General features: G+C 30.9%; 11 protein-coding genes and 1 pseudogene. 7 read left to right on the forward strand and 5 right to left on the reverse strand.

Features of this window, described 5'->3' with window-relative positions; genetic code table 11:
• Positions 1-762 precede the first annotated feature (762 nt).
• Entirely contained in the window at positions 763-2,100 is a 1,338-nt protein-coding gene (locus N4A55_RS14545; RefSeq protein WP_293757640.1) for a hypothetical protein, read from the forward strand.
• A 283-nt stretch (positions 2,101-2,383) separates the two neighbouring features.
• Here the strand turns inward: N4A55_RS14545 and N4A55_RS14550 are convergent, their stop codons facing one another.
• Complete coding sequence (locus tag N4A55_RS14550; RefSeq protein WP_293757641.1) at positions 2,384-2,866, reverse strand: Lrp/AsnC family transcriptional regulator; 483 nt, start codon at positions 2,864-2,866, stop codon at positions 2,384-2,386.
• 352 nt (positions 2,867-3,218) lie between these two features.
• On the opposite strand from N4A55_RS14550, the gene N4A55_RS14555 reads away from it, so the two are divergent.
• From N4A55_RS14555 to arcC, 5 genes are all read left to right on the forward strand, one after another.
• Positions 3,219-4,709: a sodium:solute symporter family transporter gene (locus tag N4A55_RS14555; protein WP_293757643.1), complete on the forward strand. Its 1,491-nt coding sequence runs from the start codon at positions 3,219-3,221 to the stop codon at positions 4,707-4,709.
• A 93-nt stretch (positions 4,710-4,802) separates the two neighbouring features.
• Positions 4,803-5,849, forward strand: coding sequence for an ornithine carbamoyltransferase (gene argF / locus N4A55_RS14560; protein WP_293757644.1), 1,047 nt, complete (start codon positions 4,803-4,805; stop codon positions 5,847-5,849).
• Positions 5,850-5,889: 40 nt separating this feature from the next.
• Complete coding sequence (gene aguA / locus N4A55_RS14565) at positions 5,890-7,005, forward strand: agmatine deiminase (protein ID WP_293757645.1); 1,116 nt, start codon at positions 5,890-5,892, stop codon at positions 7,003-7,005.
• A 31-nt stretch (positions 7,006-7,036) separates the two neighbouring features.
• The gene (locus N4A55_RS14570; RefSeq protein WP_293757646.1) at positions 7,037-8,392 is read left to right on the forward strand and encodes an APC family permease; all 1,356 of its coding nucleotides are present in this window, start codon (positions 7,037-7,039) and stop codon (positions 8,390-8,392) included.
• 167 nt (positions 8,393-8,559) lie between these two features.
• Positions 8,560-9,516 carry a carbamate kinase gene (gene arcC, locus N4A55_RS14575; RefSeq protein WP_293757647.1) on the forward strand — a complete coding sequence of 319 codons (957 nt, stop codon included), beginning with the start codon at positions 8,560-8,562 and terminating at the stop codon, positions 9,514-9,516.
• 89 nt (positions 9,517-9,605) lie between these two features.
• Here arcC and N4A55_RS17090 read toward each other — a convergent pair.
• The 4 genes and pseudogenes from N4A55_RS17090 to N4A55_RS14600 form a co-directional block, all read right to left on the reverse strand.
• A pseudogene (locus N4A55_RS17090) lies at positions 9,606-11,465 on the reverse strand (extracellular solute-binding protein).
• Complete coding sequence (locus N4A55_RS14590) at positions 11,459-12,283, reverse strand: ABC transporter permease (protein WP_293757653.1); 825 nt, start codon at positions 12,281-12,283, stop codon at positions 11,459-11,461. Before N4A55_RS14590 ends, N4A55_RS17090 begins: the two are co-directional and overlap by 7 nt.
• 7 nt (positions 12,284-12,290) lie before the next feature.
• A complete protein-coding gene (potA, locus tag N4A55_RS14595; RefSeq protein ID WP_293757655.1) occupies positions 12,291-13,337 on the reverse strand; it encodes a spermidine/putrescine ABC transporter ATP-binding protein in 1,047 nt (348 codons plus the stop codon).
• A gap of 26 nt (positions 13,338-13,363) precedes the next feature.
• A complete protein-coding gene (locus N4A55_RS14600; protein ID WP_293757657.1) occupies positions 13,364-13,675 on the reverse strand; it encodes a cupin domain-containing protein in 312 nt (103 codons plus the stop codon).
• Positions 13,676-13,906: 231 nt separating this feature from the next.
• Between N4A55_RS14600 and N4A55_RS14605 the strand changes: the two genes are divergently transcribed.
• Entirely contained in the window at positions 13,907-14,176 is a 270-nt protein-coding gene (locus N4A55_RS14605; RefSeq protein WP_293757659.1) for a hypothetical protein, read from the forward strand.
• The last annotated feature ends 74 nt before the right edge of the window (positions 14,177-14,250 follow it).

A 14,250-nucleotide genomic window follows, 5' to 3' on the forward strand; every position in this document is an offset into this window, starting at 1 on the left:
ACCTAATGATTGCAAAGTACCTATCAAAAAATAATACCATCAGAGCCTCTACTTATATAACAACTATAGGTGAGGCTTTGTTATTTATTATACCAGATAGAGATTAGCATTAGTATGTGTGCAAGGTTTGACGCTTACATAAAATCAGCATATTCGTTCATAGAAACCTCCTAAAATACGTATATTTAAGAGGCTTCGCCACATTTTTCTAATGATTTGACAAGTATTTTTTAAAAATCGTTGCCGAAAAAAAAGCCTTGTTCTATTTTAAGAACAAAACTCTTTATGCTTTTCTTGACTAAATGACATTAAAAGAGTTTTCCCTCTTTTTCCTTTATCGCCCTTTAGGCGACTAACCCCATAATGACAATCATATCACTCCGTTAATACTACTAAGCATTACCCAAAACATAAGAGTATTATGCCCAAGAAGATAAGTTAACCATCTATGACTACTTATTATACGTATGGCTATCTCATTAATTCTCTTTAAAATTTTTTTTGGTCATAAAAGGGGGGAGAATTTTATTATATTTACAATATTTATCATCAATTATTTCAAATCATATTTGATTATAATCATATACAAAAATAGTTGGAATTTTATAATATTAGTGACTTTTATTTAAAAATATAGTATATTATTTTTAATGAATTACATAAATATCTTCTAGGTATACATTTTAAAAATACTTAAAAACAACTAAAATCATGCATAAAAATAATACATAAATAAATCTTAAGAAATGAGGATGATGAAATATGAAAAAACACTGTAGGATAGTAGCAATTTTTATGCTTAGTATTTTAGTTTTACAAGTGTATGTATATGCAGAAACGGAATATGCATACTCATTAGGACATGATTTTGGGAAAGATTCATGTTGGACGAGAGATTACGAAGGTGATTTCACAATGAATGTTGATTATGCTAATGCAGTATATGGGATGATGGGATATACATCATATAAATCATATAATCCCACTTATACATATGTTAGAGGAGATAATCCAGCGGGTGATGATAGACTAGGTAGTGCAATTGTCTTTATTAATGGACATGCATGTTATAATAGAATTATATTAGGAGATACTGTTGATGATGAAGAACATAAATGTGGTGTACATAAAGACAAAGATTATAAATCATCTAGTAGCGGATATACATATGCAGGATTGGACGGACGAGATTTACGCAAAACAAAGTTAATTTCATTTGTTGGGTGCAAAACCGCAACTAAATCAGATAACTTATGCACAGCAGCTAAAGCGGCAGGAGCAACTACAGTAATAGGCTTCAATGGCTATATTCATTCAAGAAATACAGGAGGTCCCTATTGGCTACGATGTTTTCATAATGCACTTTATAATGGTTCTAGTATAAAAGAAGCTGCTAATTTAGCATCAATTGCTTCTCCTGAATCGGATTTGGGAACAAATATTGTTATTATTGGTGATGAAAATCTTATTTTACACGCCACTACATCAAAGAAATCAAGTGGAAATATTATGATGAAATTACAAGATACAATAATGAACTCTAAAACAACTGACTCTAAAATAAACTATGATGTTAATAATTTGAAATCTATAGATGGAAAAATTAATATCAATACACGAAATAACTTTCAGTTGGATAAAAAATATATATTAAATACCATAGGTAAAGTTACAGTTGATTCTGATTTGGGAAAATATAAGTTAATTTGTAACGAATATCAAGAAGGGCAAGGCAATGGTTTGATTAAAATAACATACTATATTGATGATATAAAAACATCAGATCGAACGATTGTCATAGTTGATGGTAATAAATTACAATATTCTTCAAATAAACTAGGATTTGAGTATAAAAAAGCAGTTAATGAAAACGATATTATAATAAGAAGAAATAAGTTTTTAGAGAACGTTGATGTAATAGACTTAAGTAATAAAATGAATGAACTGTACGTAGGTGCTAAAGTTCTTGAAGAAATTAATGAGTTTTATTACGATTACTCTACTAATAAACTATACTATGTTATCAACAAAGTTTTCTCATATCCAAATTCAGAAGGCATGGAATTTATTGAAACTCATAAGATTGAAGTGAATGAATAAAAAAATAAGAGGCTTCATTATAGCAACTATAATCTTAGTAAGTGGTATATGAGCATGCTTCAGGTATAGAACTAAGACATTATATTTGTCTATACAATTAATTTAATTATTAATATCAAATGTAGGAATTTATTCTGTTACGGTGAAGAGAAGAGGCTTTAAATTATTCGAAATGTACAAGGAGTGTAATAAAAATAGAACAAATTTAATTGGCATATAGTAATATTAAGCTACTATAATTGGTAATAACATACCCAATCATAGTAGCTTATTCACACATCTACTATTCCTTAAAATCACTCTTAACAGGCAACCAGTGATCGATATTATAAATAATTTTTGGAATAATAAAAAAATTAATTACCTCAATTCCTTCTGTTTGAGGGAGGGTAAAATTAATAAAGTCATGCATTTCTTCATTGTCCAAAAACCTTGTTTCAATAGCAAGATTAGCTTTGCCCCAACCAGATGCAATATAACATACATTGGGATTCTTCTTACAAGACTCTACAAACTCGTCATAGATTTCCTCATCTACTTTTAGATTAATGTCTGCAATAGAATGGTAACCAAACATGCTTGGATCAACTATTGTGGCAATCCTTATGGCTTTCGTCTCAACAAGGTGTGCGATTCTTCTTCTTACAGTTCTTTCATTCACGTTAATAACTTTTGCAATATGTGATGCGGAAGCTCTAGCGTCTTTTGATAATTCTTTAATAATCTTATAATCTATCTGATCAAAAGATTTTATTTTCTTAGCCATACATAATTCTCCTAACATGTTACATAATATAAATAACAGTATTATAGCATCAATATAACTATTTTGCAATAGCCGTACACTGTATCGCTCAACCAAATGTCCGATAAGGTCATAGATAATGCTGTAAAAAGATAATTAATAGTAAAAAATGGACAAAATAATGTTGACATACTAATGGTGCATATGTATAATAAAGACATAGAAACGTTTTGCTTCCCCATTTAGACTTGCAAGTTTTAACGAAATAGGTATAGGGACATAAGAAAAACTTAGCTATTATAACTTGGCTTTATACTGAATCTAAAAGGGATAGTGTAAAATGGTTACAAAAATAGTGAAAGGATAAAATACTATGGACTTTGATAACCTTATCCCACTTATTATTATTACACTTTTTATTATTGGTATAATTTCAGTAGGAAAGATTGCTAGTAAGAAAGTAAAGAATTCAGATGATTATCTAATAGCAGGTAGGGGTGCACCTCTAATGCTCATTGTAGGAACACTTTTTGCCACATTTTGGGGTGGAGGCACTATTATAGGTGCCACTGGTGCTGCATATAATAATGGTATCTTTGGTGTGGTTGAAGATCCATTTGCAGCTGGACTTGCCCTGATACTTATTGGTCTTTTCTTCGTAAAGATTCTAAGAAGGCTGAAAATTAGGTCTATTGGAGAACTTTACACCTATAGATTTGGAAAGACTACGGGATATTTAGCTTCATCACTTATGATACCAACTTATATTATTTGGACATCAGTACAATTATTGGCCATTGGGAAAGTACTTAATATACTATTTGATATTAACTTAATCTTTGGTTTTTTGATAGCAACGATTGTTGTTGTAACCTTTACCTATATGGGTGGACTTATAGCCGTTGTTTGGACTGATGCCATACAGATGATTATAATTTTTATTGGACTTATAAGCATACTGATAGTTGGTCTTAATGTAGCAGGAGGTATGTCAAATGTTATTGCTCATACTCCAGAAAATTACTGGAACATACTTCCAAGAGAAAAAAGTCTTACATCATGGATTAGCTATATTGCTATGTGGATAGGTATGAGTCTTGGGAATATTCCAAGTCCAGATATTGCTCAGAGAGCATTTATGGCAAAAGATGAAAAAACTGCAAAAAAAGGAATGATAATCGCAGGAGGATTATATTGGACAATTGGATTTATCCCAATATTTATTGCCCTTATTGGTATTACTTTAGTTTCTAATGGTACCTTAGATGGTAGCCTTTTTGTAAATGATGCAGAGCTACTTATTCCATTTTTAGCAAAAAAACTTTTAGGCCCTGTTGGTCTTGGTGTTTTTGTAGCATCACTGTTAGGAGCTATTCTATCAAGTGCAAGCACCTCGCTTTTTGCAACAGCAGTTCTTTTTTCCAATGATATATATCGACCATTATTCATGAAAAAAGATGACAGTAATTCAAAAAGTAGAGACAAAAGAATGTTAATAGCAACAAAAATATTCGTTATAATCGTAGGTGTATTATCTGCTATATGTGGACTTGCTAGTACTAATATATATGATTTAACTATATTTGCATTTACTTTACAATTTGGTGTTTTGTTCTTCCCATTTGTTTTTGCATTAAAAGCAAAGTGGGTGAACACATATGGAATTATTGCCGGTATGATTGGTGGTCTTTTGGTGAATCTAATTGGATGTATTTCTCAATTAACGATTATACCTGAACCATGGGAATTCTACACTTTGGTACCTGCACTGATTAACCTGATTTTAATAATTATTGTTTCTTACTGTACAAAAAATAAGAATAATGCTAGAGATTTAGAAGAAATATATATATGTAAGCAATAATGAATTAGATTCTATTAATTATAGAATAATAATTCAAAATATATAAATATAATTAAAAAATAATACTAAATATTACACTAAAGGAGAATTATTATGAAATTACCAAGCTCAAGTGCAACTAATTTAAACAAAGAAAATATGAAACACATGATATCAATGAAAGATTTCACAACTAAAGAAATGGATGACATGATGGAGCTTATGGCATTGTTAAAAGACGCAAGAAAAGATCATGCAATTCCTAAGCTTTTTGAAGATAAATCAGTTGGTATGATATTTGAAGCTGGCTCAACAAGAACAAGAGTTTCTTTTGAAGTTGCAGCGACACTTCTTGGTGGACATGGATTATTCTTATCACCTAGAGATATCCATCTTGGAGCAAAAGAGTCTATTGACGATACAGCAAGAGTATTATCAAGAATGTGTGATATAGTAATGGCTCGTACAAACGATCCTGAAACAGTTGATGCATTATGCAAAATGTCAACAGTGCCAGTTATCAACGGTCTAGATACAAGATTCCATCCAACTCAAATGCTTGCAGACCTATTTACTATAAAAGAGCATATTACAGATGGTAGAAAATTATCTGATTTAACATTAGCATTCATGGGTGACGCTACAGATGTTTGCCGTTCATTATTATTAACTTGTACTAAATATGGTATGAACTTTAAACAAATTGGTCCTGTAAAATATCAAATGGAACAAGAATGGCTTGATTTAGCAGATGAATACTGTAAAGAATCAGGAGCATCATATGAAATAACAGATGATGTTGAAAAAATTAGAGAATGTGATGTAGTTTACGGAGATAGTTTCTACTGGGTAACTCAATTAGATGAAAAAGAAGAAAGATTAAATGCATTTATGCCAGATTATGTAATTACTGAAGAATTAATGAGCAAAGCAAAGCCAGGAGCTATGTTACTTCATTGTTTACCAGCTAACGATAAAGAAGAGGTAACTAGAGAAGCGTTAGAAGGAGAATATTGTGTTGCTTTTGATGAAGCGGAAAATAGATTGACAGCACAGATGGCTATACTTGTATACTTTACTCATAAATATATGAAAACTCCAAGTGAAGAAGTTAAAAAGATACACGCTGATAAAATAAATGATTTTTTAGGTAAACTATAAAATTACAGCCAACGATAATTTAGATATTGGAGGATAAAGTATGTCAAATAAAATTAAAAATAGTACACCAAAAAAAGATGGTTATAGAATGCCAGGTGAATTTGAAGCACACAAAGGTTGTTGGATGATTTGGCCTGAGAGAACTGACAACTGGAGATTAGGTGCTAAGCCAGCACAAAAAGCATTTGTAGAAGTAGCAGAAACAATTGCTAGATACGAAGAAGTAACAATGTGTGTTTCAGAGAGACAATACGAAGCAGCAAGAGAAGCCCTAAGTAGCAATGTACGTGTAGTAGAAATGTCTAATGATGATTCATGGATGAGAGATGTTGGACCTACATTTGTGGTAAATGATGCTTTAGATGTTCGTGGTGTAGATTGGCGTTTTAATGCTTGGGGAGGATTAGTAGATGGTCTTTACTTCCCTTGGGATAAAGATGACAAAGTAGCTAGAAAAGTTTGTGAAATTGAAAACATAGATTACTATTCATTAGAAGATTTTATATTAGAAGGTGGTTCAATTCATTCTGATGGTGATGGAACAGCAATTGTAACAGAGGCGTGTCTACTTGATGAAAGTAGAAATCCTCATATGTCAAAAGAAGAAATAGAAAATACATTAAAAGAATATATGGGCGTAGACAAAGTATTATGGCTTCCAAATGGTATTTATCTTGATGAGACTAATGAACATGTAGATAATATTGTTCATTACTGTGCACCAGGAGTATTAGCTCTTGGTTGGACAGATGATGAAAATGATCCACAATACCCACTTTCAAAAGCAGCTTTTGATTATTTATCTAATGAAACAGATGCTAAAGGAAGAAAGATTACAATTCATAAGTTGCACATTCCAAGAGAAGTATTAATCACTAAGGAAGAAAGTGAAGGAGTAGATGCTGTAGATGGTACTCTACCAAGAAATGAAGGAGATAGACAAGCTGCCTCTTATGCAAATTTTTATATCGCTAATAAAGCTGTAATTTTACCTTTATTTGGTGATGATATTTATGATAAAAAAGCTATTGAAACTTTAAGTGATGTATTTCCTAATAGAGAAATTGTTGGGATTTATGCAAGGGAGATAATACTCGGTGGAGGAAATATTCATTGTATTACTCAACAACAACCTTTAGGGCAAAAAAATAAATAAAATCATATCCTAAAAGTAAAGGAGAGGTAACATGGAACAAAAAAAAGTAAGTTTGTTTAAAATGGTTTCATTTACAGTGTGTGGTATAGTTGTATTGGATACATTTGTAGCACCAGCTGCTATGGGTGTATCATCTATAACAGTTTGGCTTCTAACAGCACTTTTATTCTTTATACCTTATGGTTTAATTAACGCAGAGTTAGGTGCGGCATATCCAGAAGATGGTGGTATATACGCATGGGTTAAAAGAGCATTTGGTGAATTGCAAGCAACTTTAGTAGCTTGGTTCTATTGGGTAAACGTAGCTTTTTGGATGCCAGCAGTATTCATAGCATTTAGTACGTGGTTTGCATTGGCTTTTGCACCTAATATGAGTATGTGGGCTTCTGGAGGTATAGCTATAATAATGTGTTGGGTAGTAGTTTATATCGGTATTAGAGGAGTTGACCTTAGTATTACGGTTACTAATATCGCAGCTATCTTAAAAGTTAGTTTATTGGTTGTATTTGGTTTATTAGGAGTTGTATATGGTATTCAAAATGGTTTTGCTAATGACTTCTCTTTATCAAGTTTTGCATTGACATTTGACTTTGATACTATTGCATTTAGTTCAGCTATTGTTTATAACCTTTTAGGTTTTGAGCTGATTAGCTCCATTGCATCAGAGATTGATAATCCTGGAAAGAATATTCCAAAGATGACTGTTTTAGCAGGTATACTTATTGCAGCTCTTTACATTATTGGTACATTTGGTGTGTTAGTTGCTATCCCAGCAGATGCAATTGATCCACTTGATGGTTTCTTAATTGCAATAAGAGAACTTTGTAGCGTATTTGGAGGAGCACAAACAGCAGTATTTAATGTTATTATTGTTATAGCACTTTTTACTCTTGTATCCAATATGATATCTTGGACATTAGGTGGAGTTGAAGTTCTTGATGAAGCAGAATTTACTAAGAAGACAAAAGTTCTTGGACATAGAAATGCTAAGTACAATACTCCAGATTATTCATATATATTAATGGGTGTTATTTCAACTGTATTAATATTATTTAACTTTGCGCTTAGCGGAAGTGCTAATGATGCTTTTTGGACTATTTTATCATTTAGCTTCTTAGTATTTTTCTTGCCTTATCTATGGTTGTTCCCAGCGGCAGTTAAACTAAGAAATAAGGATGCAGATACACCTAGACCATATAAAGTTCCATTTGGCAAATTTGGACTTTACTTTGCAAGTACTATTGGATTTTTATTTATTGCAGTTGGTATTATTCTATTATTTGTAACAGGTGAAGGATGGGATCCTCTATATCACCTTACATTGATTATTGGAACAAGTATTACAACACTATATGGTTTGATCCTATATAGAAAAAGTAAAAGATAGAAATAAATGATATGCTAAAAAGGGGCTGTCAGATAATACATTTTAATGCTAGTATATCTTCCTCTATATTAACATAAAAAATGTATTATACGATAGCCTCTTTTAAGTTCTTATTTTATATAATCGAATCGACATAACAAAGCAGTAATATATAAAGGAGAATAAAAATGTCTTATAAAAATGCACTACACAGAATTGTAATTGCTCTTGGTGGAAATGCTTTAGGAAAAAATCCAAAAGAGCAAGAAGAAAAAGTAGCTATTGCATCAAAAGCATTAGTCAATCTAATAGCTCAAGGAAATGAAATCATTATTTGTCATGGTAATGGACCACAAGTTGGTATGATTAACTTAGCTTTTGAAGAAGCTTCAAAGAATAACGATAAAATAGTTCCATTTGAACTTCCTGAATGTACAGCTATGAGCCAAGGGTACATTGGCTATCATCTACAAAAAGGAATAAAAAAAGAGCTTCTAAAACAAGGAATGCCTTGGCATGTGGCTACTGTAATAACTCAAATAGGAGTAGATAAAGAAGATGAAGCATTCAAAAATCCAACTAAACCTATAGGAAGTTATTATACAGAAGAAGAAGCTAATAAGCTTATGGAAGCTAATGAAGGACTAGTTATCAAAGATGATGCAGGTAGAGGTTATAGAAGAATGGTTCCATCACCAAAACCTAAAACAATTATCGAAAAAGATTCTATCGTTAATATGTTAGATAATGAATTTATAGTCATAGCTTGCGGTGGCGGTGGTGTTCCAGTAGTTGAAGATGAAAATGGAGATTACGTGGGAGTTCCAGCAGTAATAGACAAAGATTTCGCATCTGCAAAGCTTGCAGAAGTTGTTGATGCAGATTTTCTTTTTATTTTAACAGCAGTAGATAGAGTGTCTATTAACTGGGGTAAACCTGACCAAAAAGATCTAGAGGATATATCAGTTGAAGAAGCAGAAAAATATTGTGCTGAAGGACATTTTGCACCAGGTAGTATGCTACCAAAAGTTCAGGCAGCTATTGATTTTGTTAAGAGTGGAGAAGGAAGACGTGCAGTTATCGCTTCTTTAGAGAAAGCACCTCTTGTTATAAAGGGTGAAAGCGGTACAATTATTCATAGTTAGATAAAAGAAATAGAAAGCGTAGTAGTGTCCATCATAATTACTACGCTTTTTATTTTTATAGACAGTTTTAGAAAGCCTATATTTAGAATTTATTTCGACTTAACCTCAGTCCACTTATCATTATACATCTTAGTAATTGTTGGTCCTAGATCAATAAACACTTCACATCTTTTTAATACTTCCTCTGGAGGATATGAAGCTTTGTTGTTTAATAACTCTTTTGGTAACAATTTTTTTGCACCAACATGAGGTGTAGAATAACCAATATAATTAACATTAGCAAGAGCAATATCTTCTCTACACAAAAAGTTTAAGAACATTTCAGCTTCTTTTTTATGCTTTGAAGTTTTTGGGATACACATTGCATCAAACCATAGATTACTTCCTTCTTTTGGAATAATATACTTAAGTGATTCATTTAGTTTGCTTGTAACAATAGCATCACCTGAGTATATAACAGCTAAAGCAGCTTCATTACCAACCATTTTGTCTTTAACTTGATCATTAACATATCCATTCACAAGAGGTTTTTGCTTAATTAATAGTTGCTTTGCCTCCTCAAGTTCTGTTTCACTTATAGAATTAAGTGAGTAATTAAGCTTTTTAAGAGCAACTGCAAAAGCATCTCTCACACTATCTTGCATAACAATTGATTGATTATACTTTTCATTCCACAGAATATCCCAACTATCAACTGTTTCATCAACCATATCTTTATTATATAGAATGCCTACAGTTCCCCACATATAAGGAATAGAATATTCGTTAGTGGAATCATATGCAAGATTTTTGAATTTATCATCAATGTATTCATAATTAGGTACATTATCAAAATCAATTTTTAACAGAATATCTTCTTCAATTAGTTTTTGAATCATATAATCAGATGGGATAAGAACATCATAAGCTGTACCCCCGGATTTTAACTTAGCATACATACCTTCATTAGAATCAAATAGATTATAACTAATTTTAATACCTGTTTCATCTGTAAATGTTTTAAAAATAGATTCATCAATGTAATCACCCCAATTATATATATTAAGTGTAACTGTGTCATCTTTTTTGCACGCTGTAAATAAAGAAATAGCAGTTATAAATACTAATATTAAAGAAATTATTCTTTTCATTTTTTTCCTCCTTGATTTATCCAAATATTATAGACTAATATAGTCATTTTTCTTGCTGGGTTTAGTCCTTTTGTTTATTATAAGTAATAGAACCAATATACTAACAAACATAAGTGTGGAAAGTGCATTAATCTCCGGTCTTACACCACGTTTAGTCATCGTATAGATAGTCATAGATAAGTTAGATACACCGTTACCAGTTGTAAAATAACTAATGACAAAATCATCTAATGATAATGTAAAAGCTAATAAGAAGCCTGTTATAACTCCTGACATAATTTCAGGTAATATAACCTTTACTATAGCGTACATCTTAGTAGCACCAAGATCAAGAGCGGCTTCATAAGTATGTTTGTTAAGTTGCTTAATCTTAGGCAATACACAGAGTATAACATAAGGAATATTAAAAGTTATATGTGCCAATAACATAGTAGTAAAACCAAGTCTTAGACGAACAAAAATAAATAATAACATTAAGGAAATACCAGTGACAATATCTGGGTTTAGTACTGGAATGTAAGTCAGATTCATAACTATTCTTTTATAAAAAGTTTTCATATGACTAATACCAAGAGCCGCAAGTGTACCTATTATTGTAGCAATTAAAGCAGATAATAGAGCCACTAATAATGTATAATAAAGAGCGGTTGAAATAGAAGGATTACTTAACATACTCTCATACCATCTAAGTGAAAACCCACCCCATTTTGAACGTAATTTGGATTTATTAAATGAATAAATAATTAAAGTAATTATAGGAGTATATAAAAATGCAAATATAATAAATAGATATAATTTTTCTATAGATCTTTTTAACATAGAGAGACCTCCTTATCATCATTTTCGAATCTAGATAAGACAGCCATAGTTATTAATATTATAACCATTAATATCAATGATAATGATGAGCCAAAATGCCAATCATAATTCGCCAAAAATTGATTTTCAATCATATTACCTATAAGATTGATCTTTCCTCCACCTAACAAGTTTGGAATAACGAATGAAGTAACAGCTGGCATAAATACCATTGATATACCACTTATAACACCAGGAATACTTAGAGGTAAAGTCACTTTCAAAAATGCAACTAAAGAGTTTGCTCCAAGGTCAGAAGCAGCTTCAAGTAATGAAACATCAATTTTGATAAGAGTGTTATAAATAGGTAGAATCATAAATGGTAAAAAATTATAAACCATTCCTAGGACAATAGCATAGGAAGTACTCATAATATTAAGTGTTGGTAAATTAATAAATCTAAGTACAGTATTAAGTAAGCCATTGTTGATTTCAAGTATAGAAATCCAAGCATAAGTTCTAAGTAAAAAATTCATCCACATAGGTAATATAAAAACGAAAATCATTGTACTTGTGCTAGTGGATTTCTTAGCAAAAATTAGAGCTAGTGGGTAAGCTAGTATAAGACATATAATTGTACTAATCCCTGCTAGCTTAATTGAACGCCACATTGCTTTTATATATATAGGCTCAACTACTTTTGTAATATTATTCATTGAAAAAGTGACTCCATTAGGAGAAGGAACAGATAACCCATAATATAAAAGCATACCAAGTGGAACTATATTAAAAATAACTATCCACAGGAGATATGGAGTAGATATAAAACTCTTTTTCATATTAGAATCATTCCTTTCCCATTTTTTTCATAATGTGAATATTAAATGGTATCACATTAATACCAACCTTACTGCCCACATCTATAGTTTTCGTATTGTGTACCATCCAATTATATCCATTAGAATAGATATTCATTTCATAATAGACTCCCTTAAATATTGAAGATGTTATTTTACCAGTAAATAAACCTTCTTCAATAGAAACAACTTCAACATCCTCTGGTCGAATAACTATATCAACAGGTTCATTAGCCCCAAATCCTTTATCAACACAGGGGATATTTTTATTAAAGAAATTTACTAAACAATCTTTTCGCATAATACCTTCTATAATATTACTCTCTCCAATAAAATTTGCAACGAAAGCATTAGAAGGTTCGTTATAAATATTCTCAGGTGAACCTATTTGCTGAATTAAGCCATTATTCATTACTACAACTGTATCTGACATAGTAAGAGCCTCTTCTTGGTCGTGGGTTACATATATAAAAGTAATACCTAATTCTCGTTGAATTCTTTTTAATTCATATTGCATATCTTTACGTAGTTTTAAGTCAAGTGCTCCAAGAGGCTCATCTAATAAAAGTACCTTAGGCTCATTTGCTATGGCACGAGCAATTGCTATTCTTTGCTGCTGACCACCGCTTAAGGATTGAATAGTTCTATTCTCAAATCCTTTTAGGTTAACAAGTTCAAGAACCGAACCTACCTTAGATCTTATATCATTTTTACACATTTTTTTTATTTTTAATCCAAAAGCAATATTATCATACACATTAAGATGTGAAAAAAGAGCATATTTCTGAAAAACGGTATTTAAGTTTCGTTTATATGGTGGAGCTTTTGTTATATCTTTATCTTCAAAAACGACTTTGCCTCTATCTGGATTGATAAAACCACCAATTATACGAAGAGTTGTAGTCTTGCCACATCCGCTTGGGCCAAGTAAAGTCAAAAATTCATTTTTTCTAATAGATAGATTCATGTCATTAAGTATCAAATTATTATCATATGATTTTGAAATGCTCATTAAATCAATTATATTCTTACTCATGAATATCGGCTCCCTTTTTTTATATTTTAAAAACTAGGGGGTGAACTTACCCATATAATTTCCGAAGGGGTATTACCTCTATTAGTAATATAGTGTTTTTTGGAAGCAGAGAAGTAAAAAGATTCTCCTTTCTTGAAATTATAGGCTTTGCTTCCTATATGAATGTCTATACTTCCTCTTATAACATAACCAAATTCTTCACCTTCATGAGGATTCTTCATTATGTAGTTGATTATCACTTTAACAATATAATCATTTTTCTTAAAGACAATCTGTTCATCTTCAAGGTCACTGAAAAAATCATTTAGGTCAGTGCCAAGTGAATGAAGTATGTCCACAAGAGTAGAAATTTTATTACTAAACTTATAACTTAGTATTACTAAACTGATTACGAATTAATTATATCTATTTTCACATATAAGTCAAGGATAATTAAAAAATAAAAATGAATATAGCCAATAGTCGAAATAGTCCCATTTCTTGAATGCTGCATATTCCAACAATAATTACACATCCTAATATTAATAGATATGAAGAAAGTATCCAGATGAGACTAGGAGTGATTAAAATTGAATATAATAGATAATTTAACGGAATCATTTAATACTATAGCTGAAGGATTAGAGAAAGTATTAATTGACGAGGATTATATTTTTGTTAAAGATAAAGAGGGTAATATTATATGCACTTTATATAACAGCCATAAGGAAAGAAACCTATTAGATAAATATCTACAAGACAAACACCTATCAAAAGATGACGTTAGTATTTCTGTTGTAGATACTTTAGAAAATGAAGATTTGGAAGAATTATTTAAAAAACATCAGATATTTTGGTGAATAGTAGAAAACATAGAGATAGAGTTTGCCATTTAGACAAAATCTATCTCTAATAAAATCAAATAAAAGTAGAA

It is taken from the genome of Vallitalea sp. (assembly GCF_025211055.1).
In the GTDB taxonomy this organism is placed as follows: domain Bacteria; phylum Bacillota; class Clostridia; order Lachnospirales; family Vallitaleaceae; genus Vallitalea.